The sequence below is a fragment of the Lysinibacillus sp. RU7 genome (assembly GCF_057837305.1).
In genome coordinates this window covers 1-21,307 of the sequence record NZ_JBYQFK010000010.1, presented here as the reverse complement: position 1 = coordinate 21,307, position 21,307 = coordinate 1, and the positions used below count along the sequence as shown (strand labels likewise).

Below are 21,307 nucleotides of genomic sequence, written 5' to 3'. Positions count from 1 at the left end.
CATTTATCGAATCGTGAATTTATTAACGGATTCTTGTAACCCTTGAATTTCGTTCGATAAATCATTCGAAGAGTTTGTCACCATTTGCACGGCTTTTTGCTGTTCATCTACAGACGCCGTTACTTCCTCCGTCATACTTGCATTCGTTTCACTAATCATTGCAATTCGCTCAATAGAGGCAAGCATCGTATTTTTCGAATTATTTAGTAACTGCACACTTGTCGATACTTCTTCAATGGAACGAATAATTGTTTCAACGGCATTGCCAATATCTTCAAAAGACTGTTCCGTTGTTTCCACTGACTGATGCTGCCCTTGAACAATCGCATACGTTTTAGACATCTCATTTGTTACTAATTTCGTCTCTACTTCAATCCCTCTAAGCGTATTTCGCACTAGATCGGTTGCTTGGCTTGTTTGGTCAGCTAATTTTCGCACTTCTTGGGCGACTACAGCAAAACCTTTTCCATGTTCACCCGCACGTGCTGCCTCAATCGAAGCATTTAAAGCCAATAAGTTCGTTTGATCTGAAATTTCATTAATTGTATTCACAATCCCTTCGATGTCCCGAACTTTCCCAATTAAACTATCTAATACATCCTGCATCGATGTAATAAGCTCATAAGACTCTGAAGAACGCTCTTTTAATACAGTTAAATTATCTAGGCCTTCCGCATTCGACTTCCGCATCTTTTCAGATGAGCGTAGCATTAATTCATTTTTCTCATGTAATTGCTCAATTTCTTTGGCAAAACTTAACGTGATTTGGTTTGTTTCATCTGCATCCGCCGCTTGTTGTGAAGCGCCTTTTGCTACTTCTGTTGCCGCTTTGACAATATCCTCTCCAAATGCTGTTGTTTCCTCTGCCACTGCTGTTAAATTAGTGGATGTATTTTGAATTTCCCCAATCGTATGCTCAACATCGGAAATGAGTACCTTTAGCTGACTCACCATTTCATTGAACCCTTGATTTAATACACCGACTTCATCATGGCGTTCTGTGTTGTCTAACTCGACCGTTAAATTGCCTTTCGCTACTTGTCCAACACGTTTTGACAGTTTCATAAGTGGGAAAGCTAAATGACGAGAGAATAAAATGGCCGCTAATCCCCCTAAGACAGTTGAAATGACTAATGTAATGAGTATGACCTTTAATAACGAGTTAGCTGGTGCATTGAAATCCTGTAAATACGTTCCGGATGCAATAATCCAGTTCCAATCTTCTTCTAACTTTGAATAAATTAGTTTTGGTGCCACTTCAGTTTTTCCTGGCAACTCAAATTCATAATACGTAAAGCCTCCACCCGCTACAGCTTGTTCTTTTACGTTACGTATAAAGTACTGACCTGAGCTATCTTGGTCATTCCATAAATTATCGCCTTCACGTGTAGGGTGACCAATTAACGTCCCTTGGCGATTGATAATATATATATAGCCATTCTCTCCTAAATCAGAAGGGTTCGCTAATTGTCTTTTTCCATCTGGTCCTTTTTCACCGATAAGCGCAGCCTTTACTTGTTCCTGTGCCTCTTGCACCGTAATCGCTCCGCTGTCTACCGCTACCTGTGCTTGATCAATTAATTGTAGTGCAGATTCTACACTATTTTTAATTACTGTTTCTCCTAGCTGATCAAGCCCCTGTTGCGCTTCCATGTAACTAACAAAACCAATGATTGAACTAGGTAGTAAGAATAATAAAAATGAAAAAATCAATAATTTTCCACGAATTGTACGTAAAACACTCATTTCATCACCACTTTTCTATTTTTCCCAAATCCCCCGTTATCTTTATTATTACATAAAAATGTAATTAAACAATTAAATTCCGACAATTTTTCTACAAAAATTTAAAAATATTTCAAATTATAAAAATAAAAGTGCAGCATCTCATCATAAATAGATACCACACTTCCTTTTATTTTATAATACAAGTGTTGATTTACCTTTTATTGTGAATGGACAACTTAGAATACGTTGATTTCCGCTACGGCTGACTCGCTTTCCGCAGGCACGGCTTCAATTAACGAGCAAGTCCCTTTTATCAAACATTGCACTAAAATATTACGCTGATTATCTCGTAATATTTGTATAATCAACATCTCTGATTTTATAACTTAAATTTTTCAATCTCACGTACTACTTCTTCAGATGTTTCATCTAAACGGACAACTACTTGATTTAAACGGTCCATCATTTCTACTTGTGTATCGGTAGAACTCACTACATTTCTTGCTTGTGCCGTTGCTTGTGTCATTAATGTATTCATTTGCTCTGTTGAGGCAAGTACTTGCTCAGCACTTGCTGACATTTGTTGAATTACGGCTGAATCATCTTGAATTTGTTCATTTACATATTCCACTGCTTGCAAAATTTCTTGTAATTTATCCCCAATTAATGCAACGGCAGCGCTACCACCTTTTACATCTTCCGTACTAGAAGCCATTTCAGACAATGCTCGTTCTGTAATGACAAGGAAACTTTGCAAGTGTTGATGAATATCTTCGGCTGAATGACGAGATAGTTCGGCTAATTTACGTACTTCATCTGCTACAACCGCAAAACCTTTTCCAGCTTCACCTGCCCTCGCTGCTTCAATTGCGGCATTTAATGCAAGTAAGTTTGTTTGGTCCGCAATATTTGTGATGACGCTTATCATTTCTTCAATAGAAGCAAACTTTTCACCCATTTCACGCACATGATCCGACGTCTGAATAACCGATTTTTCTACGTTTTGAATTTGTACGACAACTTTTTGTGAATCGGCAACACTTGACCCTACTAAAGTTGTCATACTACTTGAAGACTCCGCAATTTCATTGGTCGAATCTGCTAAACGTTGAATTCCTAAGGCCATCTCATTCATCGCCAGTACAATTTCATCATTATTTACCTTTTGTTGTTCACTGCTCGCTGAAATATCCACAATATTTTTCGTAATGCTGGCATTGGAATCGTTCACTTGAACCGTTGTATCATTAATATCATGAACTGCTGTCTCTAGATTATTTGTTTTTTCACGAATCACTTTGAATGTTACTTTTAATGTTGAGAGCATGTTAGAAAATGCCTGTGTAAACTGTGTAATTTCATTATTAGCTGTTGTTTTAATATTTGCTACTATATGATTTGCGCCTTTAAAGTCGCCTTCTTCTAATAATGTAGACGCTGTTACTAACTCGGTTAACGGCCTTAATGACTTGGAAATATAGTAGAATAGTAAACCAAGTGCAACTAAAATAAGTAATGCAAACACGCCGACCATGCTCGGTAAAATACTTTTTGTGATGCTACTTGTAATACCTGCTACATAAGATGCATCGATATCCACACCTAAAAATGCAATGACTTCTCCCGCATTATTTTTAATTGGGATAAACCCTGAAATATACTCACCATAATCACCCGCTAATAAATCGGAATAATAATGGCCATTTTGCAATACTTTTTCAATATGTGCATATGTGGTAGAGCTCGAAATATCGCCGAGTGCCGCTGCCCCTTCCGTGTCATCCACTGGCATACCATCCACTAAAAATGCTACACCTTCTCCTGGTTGCGGTACCGAGTATGTATACGCATAAAGTACACCATTCATTTCACGCAGTTCATTTAACTGCTCACGTAATTCCCAATACATTTCGTTCTCTGCTGGATTTTTGATGAATTCATCATATTTATCTATATCGATATAATTTAATATATTTTCTGCAATGGTGATTGTCTGTTCACCAACTGTTGCTTGTACAGATTGTTTGGACGTATAAATCATTAAAAATGCGTTTAAACCAAGCAATACTACAAATATCATACTAGCAATTAATATAATTCTACTAGCGAGACGTCCCTGACTTTTCATAAATACCCTCCTTCTTCCATTATTTCATTAGCATTTTGCTATAATAAAATGAATTGTGCAACTTTCTTGCTTATACTTTAGTATAACAATTAAATAACTTAGTTAGAAAAACACGACTCACATCAAAATAGTTTAAAATGGATACTTGCGTTTATAAAGATGAAAAAGTCACCCTTGCTTCTCGTAAAAAAAGACTTTTATCATTTTCCAATGATAAAAGTCCCTTTTTTATACACTATTCACCTAAATCAGCATTATGATAGACGCGTTGCACGTCTTCTAAGTCTTCTAACGCATCAATCATTTTTTCGAACTTCGCTAAATCATCACCGGCTAATGCTACTTCTGTCATCGGAAGCATCGTTAACTCAGCTACTGCAAACTCCTCGATACCCGCTGCTTTAAATGCTTCTTGTGTCACATGGAATTGATCTGGCTCTGTATAGACAATGATTGTCCCCTCTTCATCCAGAATATCACGTGCATCTAAGTCCGCTTCCATTAAGACTTCAAGCACTTCATCCTCAGATTTCCCTTCAATACCAAATACAGCTGTTGCTTGGAACATATGTGCAGCAGATCCACTTACACCCATGTTACCACCGTTTTTACCGAATGCCGCACGTACTTCTGATGCTGTACGGTTGACATTGTTTGTTAACGCGTCCACGATGACCATTGTACCGCCGACACCGAAGCCTTCGTAACGTAACTCGTCGAAGCTTTCTTCGCCGCCACCCTTCGCTTTATCGATCGCTTTTTCAATAATGTGTTTTGGTACTGAATATGTTTTCGCACGCTCTAAAACAGTTTTTAACGCACGGTTTGATTCTGGATTTGGCTCACCTGACTTTGCAGCTACATAAATTTCACGACCAAATTTCGCATAAACACGACTGTTAGCAGCGTCTTTACCAGCTTTTTTGTCCTTAATGTTATTCCATTTACGACCCATAGTTCCACTCTCTTTCAATTTATATAAAATGTAAATTGCCTTGTAACTTAATTATTATACAAAAAAAGTCGCTTATGATAAAGTGAACCTTCACACAATTGGGGGTCATCCTCTACTATTCTATACAGGCATAACCCCATAATATGAAAATGCCTGTATACCTAACTTCCTGTTACTCCCTTCCTTTGTTATATCTCGAATCATTATGTAAAAGTAACACTGTTCTTCAATTTCAAAAATAAAAACTACTACAGAAAAATGAATCGTTCCATCCTTCAAAAATTTATTTCACCAGAAGAAATCACTAAAATTCCACAAGAAGAATAATAAAATGAAAGTAGCGAATGTGGAAGATGCGGCCTTGTAATATCAAAAAAATAGCATCTAAATTTCACTAATCTACAGACGTAACATTATATAATAGTAAAATGGGGTTATCTCAAAATCGATTCTTTTTTGATTCAATAAGATAGGGCTCTAAAAGCGCATCGAGGGCTAGGGTCATGTTCGTGGAAAGCGTCCACTCGTAATGGTATGAATGATCAAGTACATATTCGAATTAAGAATTTATAAATAATAGAAACAACTTATTCTATACTAACGGGAGTTTATGATGAAAAATAATATTTGGTCTCGTTATGGAATTCTTTTAATAGGTAGTTTTTTCTTTTTATTAACATTGCGTTTAATTTGGTTAGTTATTTTTTATCCAATACAAATAGAGGTCCCTGACAATACTTCCACAAGTATCGATTACGCTCTTATTGAAAATGATGAGCTACTTCACCTACAAGGTAGCAATGAGCAACCGATGCACATTTCATTGGATTCTTTTCCGGGCGAAGCAACGCTCATGTTCTATATTCCCAAAAGTGAATTTAAAACAGAAGTATTTGTGAATGACCGGCTCATTAGTCAACCATCTGAAAAATTTGGCACAACTTATAGTGCTTATTTAGCAGAAGTGACGATTGATGAACCGAACTTTACATTAACTGTTTCATCCAATGAAAATAAGCATACGCCATTGTTTCATAAGCCTATTATTATGAGTTCCATACAAGGGTTAACAAATTACATTGATTTGATTAATACATTAAATTTAATCATTTTAATTACACTTTTACTCAATATTACTTATAGTGTCTTCATTTACTTATTTATTTATCGAAATCGTATCGTCTTAATCTATTCGATTATGTACATTTTCCCTTTTTTAGATGAAATCTATCGCTTTGTAAACAGTTTATGGGGGGACTTTTTACTTCCTTATTTATTAGAAGCCAAATTGACCTCTATTTTATATTTATGTACCGCCTTTTGCATCGTTCGATTTGCTCAATTATTACCAGTTCATACAACGAAATTAAAATATCAATCACTCATAAATGGGTTATTTAGTATATTTCTATTTATTTTGCTTATAATACCGCTTGCTTATAAAGACTTCATAGATTTTCTATTAATACCCTTTTATATTATATCGGTTTTATATACTTATAGAGCGGTTTGGCGTGTTACGGTGATTACCGTCAAAGAAACATACTTTTTACTCTTTGCTGGAATGGCTGCTTGTTCGGGTTTACTATGGCGGGTGATTAAATCTCTACTTCCTTATGAATTACCTTTTTATCCGTTTGATTATTTAAGTATAGAAATTGGCATTGCCTGCTTTTGGTTTTATCGATTTTTTATTACTAACGAACAAATCAAATTATATGCAGCTAAGTTACAGCAACGGGACCAAATGAAAGAAGATTTTCTACGCCAAAGTTCGGAACGTTTATATAATCCGTTAAACTCACTCATTTTTGAGTTAGAAAATGATGAAGTCGATTTAGCGAAATTGAAAAGCATCGTACGAATGATGAATTTTTCACTCGGCCATTTATTCGATTATACGCAAATCCAAAATGAAACGATTCATATTGAAAAAAAATCGATTGCAGTTACGCCATTACTTTCGTATTTATTGAGCTTATTGCAACCATTTGGACAAGCCAATCATATTACGCTGACGTTTAACAACCCAAACAAGCTACTCTATGTTATGGGCGATGAGCAAAAGTTAAGCCAAGTGTTCATCAATCTCCTGAACAATGTGTTGATAAAGCTAAACAGTGGTAGTGAAATTACTATAGAAGTACAAGAGCAGAGAGACTATGTTTCCATTTGCATGTCAGGGATGTCTAGTGAAACTTGGGGTGAACTCGATCAATTAACGATTGAGATATGTCAGCAACTGCTTGCGATGCAGCAAGGTAAACTTATTTTTAATAACCTTACGTTGGAAATTCATTTATTAAAAAGTGTGGAAAAAGAACATTGGCATGTGGAGTTAGACCAATCCGTTATGTCTTCTGACTGTAAAGGTAAAATTCTTTTATGGTCGGAAAATCATGCAGATAACGCCTTCCTCTTAACGCTTCTAACTTCACAGCATTATCAAATTACTTTGGCCAATGAATCGGATTTTTGGACACATTTAAAAACGCTTCGGTATGATTTAGTCATCATTGATTCGATGGTTTCAGCACATTCATCATTAGACATTATTAAAGAAGTTCGTCAAAATTTTTCATTTGTACAATTACCTATTTTATTCCTGACCGTACAGGCACATAATTTAGAACTATCTACGATATTTAAATCTGGTGTGAATGATTATATTGCGAAACCAATTCAGCCTATGGAATTGCTATCACGTACCAAATCACTCATTACGATGAAGCAAATGGTAGAAAACGAGCTTCATTTAGAATCAGAATTATTACGTGCACAAATTGAACCACATTTTTTATTTAATACATTAAATACCATTGCTTCATTAAGCACGATTGATCAAGATAAGATGGTTGATTTACTACACGAGTTTGGCAACTTCCTTTCTAGTTTATTTGATGCGCGTATACAATCTCGTATGATACCGCTTTCCGATGAAATTGAGCTCGTCAAATCTTTTGCCTTTATCCAAGAGCAACGGTTTATGCCTAACTTAAAAATTGTTTGGGTGCTGAATGATACACCCTATGATGCTATCAACATTCCCCCATTTAGTTTGCAAACACTCGTGGAAAATGCAATCCGACATGGCGTACATCCAAAGGGAAGTGAGGGAACAGTCACTATTAGTATATGGAAAACAGAACACCAATTTTTCATCCGTGTAGCAGATGACGGTGTGGGCATACCAGCCGACAAACTAGCCAATATTGTGGAAACGAGTAGTGGACTAGGGTTGCGAAATACACTCGAGCGACTCCGACATAATTTAAACGCTACACTGCAAATCGACAGCACAGAAAGAGTGGGGACAATCTGTACAATCAGCATTCCCCTTCACTATGACCAACATGATGGAAATATTTCTATAGGAGCGAAACGCTAGTATTAGTCGAAGTTTTGAAACGGGATGGACGGAACCTTTTCAACTGAACAAAACGGAAATAGATCTAACTCTATTTCCCAAAAAGTTTTTATATTCGTATATTCAACCACCTTCATATAGTGGGGGTTTTGATGCCTAAGATGGGCTAGGGCCGACGCTTTCACACAGATGTGATACTTTTTAATCGGCCTTAGCCTCACTCCTTTATAGAGGCACTTAGATTAAGAATATGACATCTTGTAGTAACACCTAGGTAATCGACTACTTGTTTTCCCCTAACCGATCCAGTTTACGAGATAAAATAGGGCGGACACACGTCTAGTGCAAGATGGAGCCTCCTTATCGCCCTTCACTCCATATGCTTTTAGCGTCCTCCCCTTTTTAATCAAGAACAGATTTTGATATTCAAACTATATACACCATTCATTTTCCCTTCAGCTTATACTTTCCCACCTGTACATTTACAATAATCGTTTGATTTTTATTGATGCCATGTAAAAAAATAAAGAAATATATTCTACATTCCTAAGCTTTTAAGAATCGTTTAAGATTAAAGTTTTATACTTAAACCCTAGGTCTATTGTTTCATTACATTAACATTTAACATTCTAAAAAATTTATATAAGTTAAAATATACATCTTTTTACTTTTTATAAAATATAATATCAAATGAAAAAAGACATAAAAAAATCAATCTTTTCATTATAAAATTGATTTATTATATAAAATAACAGAATTCATTGTTATTCATTTTAAGCATTACGAATTGAATGAAGAAAGTGACGCTAACAAATATCGGTTGAACCACTCCTCTTCTTACCAATATATTACTTTTCATTTTACATATAAGGGGGTAAAAACACATGATTTCTAGGTACAAGAAATTTTTCACACTACTTAGCCTTATTTTATTTTCTAGTATTTTCCTCACGATAGAAGTAAGTGCTGACCAAGTTTACTTTGTCTCTCCATCTGGGAATGATAGCGCAACAGGAGGAAAGGACGACCCTTGGCAAACCATACAACATGCCATTAATCAAGTTCAAGCAGGAGATACAATCAATGTCAGAAAAGGCATCTATAAAGAACTCATTACGATTGAAGATATAGGAGATATGGAGCAAGGCTGGCTTACTATTCAAGGATACAAAGATGAAATTCCCATAATCGATGGATCTAATATAGAAGTAAAGGGTTCCAAGCGGGCTGGCTTTTCCTTAAAACAAGCTGAGGGGATACGCATTCAAAACTTTGAAATACGTAATATTACAACAGATGATGAAGATCGTTATCCAGCTGGCATCTTAATCCGAGATGCTAGTCAGCATATTGAGCTCAGCAATAACAATATTCATCATATTGCAAATTATGCTGAAGAAGGTAATGCACATGGCATTATTGTATACGGCAACACAGCAAAAGCGATTGAGCACATTATTATTAAACATAATAAATTACATGATTTAACATTAGGCAGAAGCGAATCTTTAACAATATCAGGTAATGTGAATCAGTTTAAGATTGACCAAAATTATATCTATGATAATAACAATATTGGCATTGATATTGCGGGACATTATGGTGCATGCGATGAAGAAAACTGTATAGATATCGCTAGAAATGGAGTGGTGTCCAATAATCGCGTCATCAGAAATTCCTCGGCTAAAAATAAAGCTTACAATGGCGATAAGTCAGCAGCAGGTATCTATGTAGATGGTGGTCAAAATATCGAGGTATTAAATAATATAGTGAGCGAAAATAATTTCGGTATATCCATTTCGAGTGAGAATCACGAAGAAGCCGCTATAAACATCACCGTAGAACGCAATATTATTATTAATAATGATAAATCTGGATTAGTCATAGGTGGCGCTGACCACGATAATGGCGGCGCGCATCATAGTCAAATTAGAAAAAATATATTTATTAAAAATGACCGTTCAAATGAAGGGTATCGTGAAATACTAGTTCAACATCATAATATTGATAATATATTTTCAAATAATATTTATTATATATGTAATCAAAAAGATTATTTATATAGTAGTGATGATACAAATCCTAAGAACGAATTTAAAAATGAGATTTTCCGTTTCTCAAATAATTTATGTACTAAAAAATAGGCTCTCTAATATACAGAAAGGAGGCTTCTATGCGAGTTTTAATTACGGGTGGTTACGGCTTTATCGGTTCACATGTGGCAGAGCGCTTTTATAAGGAAGGGTACGAAGTTCATATAATTGACGACTTATCTACCGGAAAAAAGGAAAACGTCACAATAAAGCATAAATCTTATATTTTGTCTGTTGACAATCCTAAGTGTAAAGATATATTTGCTTCTTATCATTTTGACATTGTTGTACATTTGGCAGCCCAAGTAAGTGTGGCCAAATCAATTATAAGCCCGATGGATGATGCACAGCATAATTTAGTTGGTCTTACTAATATATTGCATCTTGCTAGTCAACATCATGTGAAAAAGTTTATTTTTGCCTCTTCAGCAGCTATTTATGGACAAAATCTAAATATTCCACTAACAGAAGATCAATTCCCAAACCCTATTTCTCCATACGGAATAAGTAAATGGGCTGGAGAGCATTACTGTCTTAACTGGACAGAACAATATGATTTAGACACCGTTTGTTTTCGATTCTCAAATGTGTATGGACCTCGTCAAACAAAGGAGGGTGAAGGTGGTGTAATTTCCACCTTCACCTCACGTATCTTAAAAAATCAAGTGTTACAAATTCATGGTGATGGCAACCAAACAAGGGATTTTATTTATGTAGAAGATGTAGCCTTTGCCATTTACCGGGCATCACAAAGCATTTTAAGTGGCATTTATAATCTATCTACCAATACCGAAGCTAGCGTAAATGACATTGTGCAGTTTTTAGAAAACTCACATGGTACTATCCAAACAACACATATTGCTGCTCGCAAAGGGGATATTTATCGCTCTGTATTAAGCAATGAGCGCATAAAAGAGGAATTAGACTGGGTACCTATGTACTCATTAAAAGAAGGTTTACAAAAAACGTATGAATGGGCAAAATCCACGACATCTCTAGAAGAACAAGTAATACCTGTAAAAAAAAGAAGTCAACCCAAATGGTTTAAAACATTTAAGCCTTATATCGAAAACTTTATATTCTTTTGTATTTTGAGTGCCATTATGTTAAATATAACAACACCTTTTCTTACAACTTTTGAAGTCGGCATCTTTTATATTATGACAATGGGCGCTATCTATGGTAATAAGCAAGCATTTTTTGCAGTAGCTCTCTCATTCAGTTTATTGCTCATCGATAAATTAAGACAAGGTCGCGAGTTCATTTCTTTAATGTATGACACGGTTTTCTTCTTCCAATTAGCTACTTTTTTATTCATCGGTTTAGTAGTTGGTTACTCTGTCCAACGCAAAAACATTAAAATCGAAGAACAAAATGAAAAAATCGAAGAGCTGGAAAACCGTCATCAATTTCTTGAGGAAATTCATGAGGAAGTACGCAGTGTAAAAGATGAGTTACAATTGCGCGTACTGAATAGCGAAGATAGCTTCGGAAAAATCTATTCTGTTATTAAAAGTTTAGATGATTTAGAACCCGAAAAAGTGTTAACAAGCACAGTAGATGTTGTGCAAAAAATTATGAGATGTGATGGTGTTTCGATTTATATGTTCAACAAATACCAATCATTTTTACGATTAGTAGCGAATTCAACGGTTAACGGAGAACGTCCGGTAAGTAATTCTCTTAAAGTAGAAGATACGTTCTATATACAACAAATGATCCATACGGGCCAACCTTATATGAATAGACATTTACATGCCGATGCCCCTTTAATGGCTGCTCCTATTTATCATAATCAGCAAATGACAGCCGTTATTACAATTAGTGAGTTACCTTTTGAGAATTTCTCTAATTACCATGAAAACTTATTTAAAGTAGTAACAGAATTAATCTCGACATCCCTAAGCCGGGCATTCGATTATATTCAGATGACAGAAGAAACACGTTATATTGATCAAACATCCGTTCTAAAGTCCGAAATCTTTAATGATATTTTAGCTAGTAAAATACTCGCTAAAGAAAAATATAATATGCCTTTTACTATTTTAAAAATGGCCATTGATTCATCAGCTTTAAAATATACATCTGATAAAATCGTAAAACTGCTACGTGAAACGGATTATATTGGTTACGATAATGATGAATTACAAATTTTATTATCTAATACAAGTGAACAAGATTTGCCTGCCATACTCAAACGCTTTAAAGAGGCTGGAATCGAAACAGAAATCTATCAAGGTGTAATTGTATGATGAAGTGGTTTTTATTATATATAGTCGTTTCTGCCATCATGATGTTTTTTTTCGCTAAGGGAGACAAACGGGAATGGTTATTTAAAATGACCATCGTGATCACATTACCCATTATCGGATGGCTTTTCCCCTCCATATGGCCAAAAAAATGGATTCGCAATAAGGGCAATGAATTTCAAGCTTATATGACAGGGCAAACGGATGATATTCCATTAGAGTTCATCCAATCTCAAAGCAAAGTAGAACGTGAACGCGAATTAAATGTCATTTCAATCGAAGAAGCACTAATTGTAAGTGACTACTCGACACGTAGACGTGTAATGATTGATGTGTTAAAACAAGATGCGATGCAATACTTGGATGTGCTAAAAATAGCCGTTACAAATGAAGATACGGAAACATCACATTATGCGGTAACGGCTGTCATCGAAGTAAAACGTGAACTGTCAATCTTATTACAAAAACTATCTGTAGAATTTAACCAAAACCCAAGCAATCAACATGTCGCACTAACATATGCAAATGTTATTAAAGAGTATTTGCGTAGTGGATTCTTAGATGGACAGTCTACAAAGCAATATCAAATGACCTATACGCAAATCTTGCAAAAATTGATAGATAACGACCAAGCAGATGAAGAAGTCTTTGCAGCAAAAGTAGAAATGGAGTTAAAGTTACGAGATACACATGCTGCTGAAAAAACAGCACTCTCTTTTAAAGAGCATTATCCACTTTGCGAAAAAGCTTACTTAAGCTTAATGGCGACTTATTATCAAATGCGAGCATTTGATAAGCTAGCACAAGAATTACAAAACTTAAAAGCGACCCCTATTACGCTTTCAAATCAGGCACTTACGATTGTACGTTATTGGTCAGCAGGAGTGAATAAAACAAATGAAATGGTTAGTAGCTAACCGAAAAGTAAGTATTATTGTCTTGTTTGTATTGTTGAGCGGTTTACTTTTACAATTATCACGCTCTCAATTTGTACTGGAGATGGTCGATAATGAAGACCTCGTAGCCAAAAAAGATGAAATTATTTCCGCTAGTTTAGAAAAAACAACGGAAACAAGCTACGATGTCGACTATTGCATTGTTTACGATGAAACAAGCCTTCCATTAAAAAACAATGCTGAGCACGCCCTTCAATATATGCAAAAAAAAACAAAGTCTTATGATGTCTACCTTGGAAAAGTAGATTATAATCGATGTCCGCGTATTATTTTAACAACACCCTACTTAAAGCATTTAGGAAGTATAGAAGAGATCGAAAACTATGTTTATCATGGTGGTCAATTATTTTTCATGAATTTACTAGATATGGATGCTCACTTTAAAGTACTTTATCGTAAATTTGGCATTGTAGATTACTATGATTATATAGATACAACTGGGGTTGAGATGACTTCTAACGTTTTAATAGGTGCAAAAGGGAAGAAATATTTAGAAACCTCATTAAACGATGTAAGCTTAGGAGTTACTGTAGAAAACGGTGTAAAAGTTTTAGCTAAAAATACAAGCGGCACACCTTTACTTTGGAAGAATGAATACGGTCTCGGTACATTTATGGTTTTTAACGGTACCTTATTTTCTGAGAAAAGAAATAGAGGTTTGTTTACTGGCGCTATTAGTATGTTAGAACCAGATTATATTTATCCTATTTTTAATGTAAAAACATTTTATATTGACGACTTCCCCTCTCCAATTGCTAAAGGAAAGAACGACATTATTTATAAAGAATACAAACGAGATTTACCGGCTTTTTACCAAAATATTTGGTGGCCTGATATGTTACGACTAGCTAAAGAATCCAATATTACCTATACGGGTATGTTGATTGAATCGTATAACAATCGCGTTGAAGCACCATTTGAAAATACAGATGATGGTGAATCCGGCTATTTAATTTCATTTGGTCGTGAATTAATTCAAAGTGGCGGGGAATTAGGTTTTCATGGCTATAATCACCAATCTTTTACAATGGACAATGAAATTTCAAAATCCTTTGGCTATAATGCCTGGAAATCAACTGAAGATATGAAATTAGCTATTCAGGAACTACTACGTTATACAAAAACAGGATTTCCAGCCTATAAAGTTACTTCTTACGTCCCCCCTTCTAACGTGCTCTCTTTAGAAGGCAGAAACATACTAAAAGAAGCATGGCCAGAACTAACCGTTATTGCATCATTGTATTCTGAAGATGGAACTAATCGTTCATATATACAGGAATTTGAAGTAGCAGAAGATGGCGTGATTGAAATGCCACGTATCTCATCTGGTTATTTCAACAATGAAGAAAATAATTGGGCAATTGTAAATGCTATTACAGGTCTTGGTGTATTTTCTCATTTTATTCACCCTGACGATGTAATTAGTAAGGATCGGAGTAAAGGTAGTTGGTCTGATATGCATGACGAATTCGAAATGCTGATGAAGGAAATTCATAACACATATCCTTGGTTCCGCTCTATGACTGCTACGGATGCTGCACTAGATGTCGCTAAAGTGCTGCAATCAAAAGTAAAATTTAAGCAAACCGAAAACAAAGTTCATGGCATCATCGAAAACTTCTATACTGATCAATACTTTATCTTCCGAACAGAAAAAAAAATTAGTCGATTACAAAATTGTACGGTTCAAAAAATAGATACAAATACTTATTTAGTCACAGCGGAAGAAGCTGAATTCGAAATAACATTAAGGGGGAACAAGTAAATGCGTATCTGTTTAATAGCAGAAGGTTCTTATCCTTATGTAACTGGAGGGGTTTCGAGCTGGATTCATAGTTTAATGACCTCTATGCCAGAACATGAATTTGTCATTTATGCCATTGCCGCAGAAAAAAAACAACAAGGACAATTTAAATATACGCTGCCACCTAATCTTATTGAAGTACATGAAGTATTTTTAGATGCTCATTTAGAAGAAGAAGCACAATGGGGTAAACGTTATTATTTAACGACGGAGCAGAAGCGAAGCTTAACTTCCCTTGTTAGTGGAACAAAAGATGTCAATTGGCCTGAATTATTTAAGTTAATCCGAAGTGACCAATTTAGCAATGTAAGTGAATTTTTATCTAGTAAGGACTATTTTGATTTAGTTGAGCATCTAGCGAAAACAAACTATTCTCAAGTTCCTTTTACAGAGCTCTTCTGGACACTGAGTTCAATGATTTTACCATTCTTTACGCTTATTCGTCATGATATACCCGAAGCTGATATTTATCATGCTGTTTCTACTGGCTATGCAGGTGTTTTAGGTGCTTTAGCAAAGGTTATTAATAACAAACCATTACTTTTAACGGAGCATGGTATTTATTCACGTGAACGCGAAGAGGAAATCATTAAAGCAAACTGGGTAAAAGGGTATTTTAAAGATTTATGGATTAACTATTTCTATACATTATCTAGTTCGATTTATGAATTATCCGATCAGGTGATTACACTATTTGGTCGCAATAGAGAGATTGAGATTGAACTAGGTTGTAAACCGGATAAAATTGAGATTGTACCAAATGGCATTGAAGTAGCGGACTATGCGACTGTTACACGTACAATACAAGATGATAAAATTCGGATTGGGGCCATTGTACGGGTTGTACCTATTAAAGATATAAAAATGATGATTCAAATGTTTGCCTTAGTTGAACGTGCCATATCAAATGTAGAATTGTATATTATGGGGCCTGCTGAAGAAGATTCAGAATACTACGATGAATGTTTACAGCTAGTCGAAACGCTAGGTGTAAAAAACATTATTTTTACAGGCATGGTTCAAATTAAAGAATATCTCGGAAATCTTGATATTTTACTATTAACAAGTATTAGCGAAGGACAACCATTAGCTATTTTAGAAGGATTCGCCTGTGCTAAACCCTATATCTGTACAAATGTAGGAGGTTGTCGAGAACTGATTGAAGGTCGTCCAGGTGATGGCTTTGGTCCAGCTGGCTATGTTGTCCCTGTCATGCATTACGAAGAAATGGCTAGCTTTGTTATTAAACTATGTCGAGATGAAAACTTACGTATACAAATGGGGCAAAACGGCTTTGCACGTGTAGCACATGATTATAAACGTACCGCATTCATTAATAGCTACAAGCAAATTTACAAAGAATTAGTAGGAGGAATTCATACATGGCAGGTATAGGTTTTGAATTGCGCAAATTATATCGACAACAAGGGCTTGTCCATAATGTAAAAGCATATGCCTACTCTACCATGACAACAATCGGTCCTATGATTCTTTGTTTAATTTTGGTATTTGCCCAACAATACATGATGCGTGAAAACGGTAGTAGCTATTTACAAAATGAGCTTTTTGTTGCAACGATGGCCTATTGTTTTGTTTTTTCAATCATTGTCACATCTGGTTTATCGATGCTTGTTACCCGTTTTATCGCAGACCGGATTTATGAACAGAAATACGAGCAAATTATTACTGCTTATTATGGTAGTTTACTGCTCATTCTACCAATCGCCGCGATTATCGCGATTATTTTCTTATGGGGTGTCGAGGAAAATTTATTTTATAAAGTGGTAGCTTATATTTATTTTGCGGAGCTCGTTGCGATTTGGATGCAGAACGTTTTCCTATCCGCATTAAAAGACTATAAACGTATTTTCCGTGGTTTTTTAATTGCCGTCATTTTATCGATTTCAACAAGCTTTTTATTGTTTTATGTTACATCTTGGAGCCCTGTTATTATTGCATTGTTAGGAATAGATGTAGGGTTTGCAAGCATTTTAATTTTATCTTCCTTACATTTCGAACACGTATTTCCACGTAATGAAAAACGAGATTACTTCGCTTTTTTACAAATGATGAAGTCCTATCCTGCTATTATAGTGAGTGGAATTTGTGTGTATTCAGCTGTTTATATTCATAACATTGTCTATTGGGTATTTTCAGATGATCATTTTTTAATTTCTAAGCAGTATCTACTGATGCCTTTTTATGATGTTGCTGTATTCTATGCTTATTTATCGGTATTACCTTCCCTCATTTTCTTTGTCGTGATTATCGAGACTGATTTTTATGAAAAATTTTTAAATTACTATAAAAATGTAATCGATGGTGGTACGTATGAGAGTTTACAAAACGCTAAAAAGAAAATGCAAAAGGTTTTACTACATCGAACAAGTTTTTTAGCCGAAATTCAATTACTTTTTACTATCCTTTCAATTGCTATAGGTATTTTACTTTTACCGAGAATCGGTTTTTCCATGGAGCAGTTAGATTTATTTATAACCCTTTGTTTTGCTTATTTCTTTTTTATTTTAATGTTTATATTGCTGCATATTTTAATGTACTTCGATGATCGAAAGGGCGTGTTAGCCATTAGTGCCTCATTTATCGGCCTAAGTGCTGCACTTACGTATATTACGATGATAGTGGAGTTTCATGGCATGGGGATGTTTTTAGCATCTTTTATTGGTTTAGTGATTACATTCTTCCGCATGCTTTATATTATCGCCAATATCGATTATTACACATTCTGCCCACAACCAATGCTAACGATTAGCTCAAAAACAAAAGGGCGATACAATTGGAAGAAAAACGCTACAACGACGACACTATTATTAATGAGCATACTCGTTTTAACTGGATGTATGCCAAATGAACAAGATGTTACTAAAACAGAAGAGTCCCAAAACACAGTTCAAACACCAGAAAAATCAAATGATTCTATTCAAATTGATGATAAACGTTTATATGAGCGAGACGATGATTCGTCTATCAAAACACTCTACATTACAGTTCTACCTGATGAAGAAAACAAAGATTTAGATTGGTATGCTTTAAATCGGATTACGGATCGTTATAGCGAAGAAAATCTTAAAATCATTATGGCTGAAGGTCAACCGAATGGTAACGGTCCAAAGGCGGGTATGTTCGGGGCATCCGAAACGACAGCTAATGCGAAAATTAGTATTCGAGGTAATTCCGCACGTAAACAACCTCAAAAATCGTACAAAATTAAATTATTAGATAGCGCTGGCACATGGAACAATCAGACAACGATTAATTTAAATAAGCATATATCAGATGGTAGCCGACTACGTAATAAATTAAGCTTTGATTTAATGGAGAAAATCCCTAATATTTCTAGTTTAAAAACTCAGTTTGTCCACCTATATGTTAAAGACTTAACAGCTGGTTCTACAGCATATGAAGATTATGGATTATACACACAGGTTGAACAACCGAATAAGCAATTTTTACGCAATCATCTGTTTGACCCGAATGGCTACTTATATAAAGTAACATTTTTTGAATTTGACCGTTATCCAGAACAAATTCGTTCACATACAGATGAAAACTATGACCGCACTACTTTTGAAACAATTTTAGAAATTAAAGGACGTGAGGAGCATGATAAGCTCATCACGATGTTAAATGATGTAAATGATTATAGCTTACCAATTGAAGAGGTAATTAATCGCCACTTTCATGAAGAAAATCTATTAACTTGGGTAGCAATCAATATTTTAATGGATAATATGGATACAGATGCTAATAATTTTTATTTGTACTCGCCTTTAAATAATGATAAATGGCTCATTCTCCCTTGGGATTACGATGATGGTTGGGATAGTGGACGTAGCCAAGAATTTGTTCGTCCTTATCAAGCAGGGATTAGTAACTATTGGGGAAATCGTCTATTAAATCGTTATTTTAGAATGCAAGAAAATGTGGATAAACTAACAGCAAAAATAGAAGAACTTTATGCTGACTATATTAATGAAAATACAGTGACAGCACAATTAAATCAATATGCATCTATTGTAGAACCTTATGTTCAACGCTATCCAGACAATCAATACTTACCGATTATTAGCAGCTCCTATCAACAGGAGCTTCAAAGCATTGTCTCAACACCAACTCGTGCCTTAGAACGCTATTATGAAGATCTTCAAAAACCGAAGCCATTTTTCCAACATAATAAGGCACGCTTAGAAAATGGACAGCATGTTTTTGCTTGGGACGTTTCGTTCGATTTGCAAGGGGATGATTTATACTATGATGTTACAATTGCCCGTGACTCAGAAATGAAACAAGTTGTCCATCAAGAGAAGCAGCTACGTTTAAACGAAATGAGCGTACCGCGATTAAATCCAGGCATTTACTATATGAAAGTAACAGCAAGAGATTCTCAAGGAAATACGCAAACGGCTTTTGATATGTACAAAGATTTAGATTCTGACGAGTACCACTTTGGTGTTATTCAAGTAGAGGTGGAATAGTGAATTTAAACAATCGGAAATTTCGCCATGAAATGAAATATTATATTAACTATATTGAAATGCATGCTTTAAAATCTAAAGTGTCAACCGCTTTAACTTTAGATAAACATTCTAGAAGTCTAGATGGATACAATATTCGTAGCTTATATTTTGATGGGATACATGATCATACTTTATACGATAAAAATGATGGCATTTTTGGTCGTGAAAAGTATCGCATCCGCATCTATAACGGTGAAGACCATGTCATCAAACTAGAAAGAAAAAGCAAATTTGGTGACTTTGTTAGTAAAGAATCAGCACGTTTAGCGCGTGCTGATTATGAGGCTATTTTATGTGGTCAATATAGCAGTTTACTCCATCGTCCAGAGCCATTAATACAAGATTTTTATAGAGCTTTACAATATCGATTGTTCCGCCCTACCGTCATCGTTGATTATATAAGAGAAGCATATATTTATGAACCTGGCAATGTACGTATTACATTCGATAAAGAATTACGTGCTGGCATTAACGGCATTGATTTATTTGATAATCGAATAATCTATGAAGAAATTCTCTATCCCGAGCAAGTCATTTTAGAAGTGAAATTCGATCGTTTTTTACCTGATATGATTCGACAGTTAGTGCAGCCGGAGCGGTTTGTACGTTCCGCTATTTCAAAATACGTATTATGTCGTGAGAGAACGATTCAATACTTTAAAAAATAAAGGGGGGTTTCTTTATGACTGATTCATTGAACTTTCAAGACATTATAAAAAAAAGCGTTCTTAGCCTAGAGTCATTTGCAAGTGTTTCATATATTGATATTTTTTTAGGATTAATATGCTCCTTTGCAGTAGGGATGTTTATCTACTTCGTATACAAGCGCTATTTCCGTGGCGTTGTCTATAGTTATAACTACAACGTTTCCTTTGTCTTAATGACCATGATTACATCATTGATTATTATGACCATTAGTACAAATATTGTGCTATCACTCGGGATGGTAGGGGCACTAAGTATCGTCCGCTTCCGTACAGCAGTGAAAGATCCCCTTGATATTGTCTATATGTTCTGGGCTATTTCTGCTGGGATTGCGATTGGAGCTAAAATGTATCCTTTAGCTCTTATTGGTTCACTAGCTTTCGGTGGTACATTAGCCTGGTTATCAAAGAAAAAAGTTCGCGGCGATACATATTTGTTAGTCGTACACTATACAATTGAGGCATCAGACGATTTACGTAAAGTTTTTAGAAAGTTAAATACTAAATTAAAATCTAAATCTATTCGTCATGGTTTAATGGAGATGACTGTTGAAGTACGACTGGTAGATGATAATACAAGTTTTATGACATTAATAGATAGCATAGAAGGTGTACAATCTTGTTCCTTAGTAAATTATACGGGTGACTATGCTCAATAAAATAAAATCGGCTGACTAAAAGTTTACTTTAGTTAGCCGATTTCTTATTTTCGGTTCTATAATAAATGTTGGGGTTTTCATACAATTTATGAAAAATAAAATGCACAACATCACCTGTTTTACTATACT

General features: G+C 35.1%; 12 protein-coding genes. 9 read left to right on the top strand and 3 right to left on the bottom strand.

Annotated features, from left to right (window positions below):
- Nucleotides 1–3: 3 nt before the first annotated feature.
- The 3 genes from AC3II9_RS08915 to AC3II9_RS08905 all read right to left on the bottom strand — a co-directional run bounded on the left by AC3II9_RS08915 (nt 4) and on the right by AC3II9_RS08905 (nt 4,811).
- Nucleotides 4–1,746, bottom strand: coding sequence for a methyl-accepting chemotaxis protein (locus AC3II9_RS08915; protein WP_489154948.1), 1,743 nt, complete (start codon nt 1,744–1,746; stop codon nt 4–6).
- Nucleotides 1,747–2,107: 361 nt separating this feature from the next.
- A complete protein-coding gene (locus AC3II9_RS08910) occupies nt 2,108–3,856 on the bottom strand; it encodes a methyl-accepting chemotaxis protein (RefSeq protein ID WP_489154946.1) in 1,749 nt (582 codons plus the stop codon).
- 235 nt (nt 3,857–4,091) lie between these two features.
- On the bottom strand, nt 4,092–4,811 hold the full coding sequence (locus tag AC3II9_RS08905) for a YebC/PmpR family DNA-binding transcriptional regulator (protein ID WP_489154944.1): 720 nt from the start codon (nt 4,809–4,811) through the stop codon (nt 4,092–4,094).
- 613 nt (nt 4,812–5,424) lie between these two features.
- Between AC3II9_RS08905 and AC3II9_RS08900 the strand changes: the two genes are divergently transcribed.
- From AC3II9_RS08900 to AC3II9_RS08860, 9 genes are all read left to right on the top strand, one after another.
- Nucleotides 5,425–8,199 (top strand): histidine kinase, encoded by a 2,775-nt coding sequence (locus AC3II9_RS08900; protein ID WP_489154942.1) that lies wholly within the window; start codon nt 5,425–5,427, stop codon nt 8,197–8,199.
- A gap of 863 nt (nt 8,200–9,062) precedes the next feature.
- Nucleotides 9,063–10,322, top strand: coding sequence for a right-handed parallel beta-helix repeat-containing protein (locus tag AC3II9_RS08895; protein WP_489154940.1), 1,260 nt, complete (start codon nt 9,063–9,065; stop codon nt 10,320–10,322).
- A 29-nt stretch (nt 10,323–10,351) separates the two neighbouring features.
- Nucleotides 10,352–12,523 carry an NAD-dependent epimerase/dehydratase family protein gene (locus AC3II9_RS08890; protein WP_489154938.1) on the top strand — a complete coding sequence of 724 codons (2,172 nt, stop codon included), beginning with the start codon at nt 10,352–10,354 and terminating at the stop codon, nt 12,521–12,523.
- Nucleotides 12,520–13,437 (top strand): hypothetical protein, encoded by a 918-nt coding sequence (locus tag AC3II9_RS08885; protein ID WP_489154936.1) that lies wholly within the window; start codon nt 12,520–12,522, stop codon nt 13,435–13,437. The genes AC3II9_RS08890 and AC3II9_RS08885 overlap by 4 nt, the downstream gene beginning before the upstream one ends.
- A complete protein-coding gene (locus AC3II9_RS08880; protein WP_489154934.1) occupies nt 13,418–15,241 on the top strand; it encodes a DUF2194 domain-containing protein in 1,824 nt (607 codons plus the stop codon). Before AC3II9_RS08885 ends, AC3II9_RS08880 begins: the two co-directional genes overlap by 20 nt.
- Nucleotides 15,242–16,675 carry a GT4 family glycosyltransferase PelF gene (pelF, locus tag AC3II9_RS08875; RefSeq protein ID WP_489154932.1) on the top strand — a complete coding sequence of 478 codons (1,434 nt, stop codon included), beginning with the start codon at nt 15,242–15,244 and terminating at the stop codon, nt 16,673–16,675. It abuts the gene before it with no gap.
- Nucleotides 16,663–19,773 (top strand): exopolysaccharide Pel transporter PelG, encoded by a 3,111-nt coding sequence (gene pelG, locus AC3II9_RS08870; protein WP_489154930.1) that lies wholly within the window; start codon nt 16,663–16,665, stop codon nt 19,771–19,773. The genes pelF and pelG overlap by 13 nt, the downstream gene beginning before the upstream one ends.
- On the top strand, nt 19,773–20,483 hold the full coding sequence (locus AC3II9_RS08865; RefSeq protein ID WP_489154928.1) for a polyphosphate polymerase domain-containing protein: 711 nt from the start codon (nt 19,773–19,775) through the stop codon (nt 20,481–20,483). The genes pelG and AC3II9_RS08865 overlap by 1 nt, the downstream gene beginning before the upstream one ends.
- Before the next feature lie 14 nt (nt 20,484–20,497).
- Complete coding sequence (locus AC3II9_RS08860) at nt 20,498–21,178, top strand: DUF4956 domain-containing protein (RefSeq protein ID WP_489154926.1); 681 nt, start codon at nt 20,498–20,500, stop codon at nt 21,176–21,178.
- Nucleotides 21,179–21,307: the final 129 nt, after the last annotated feature.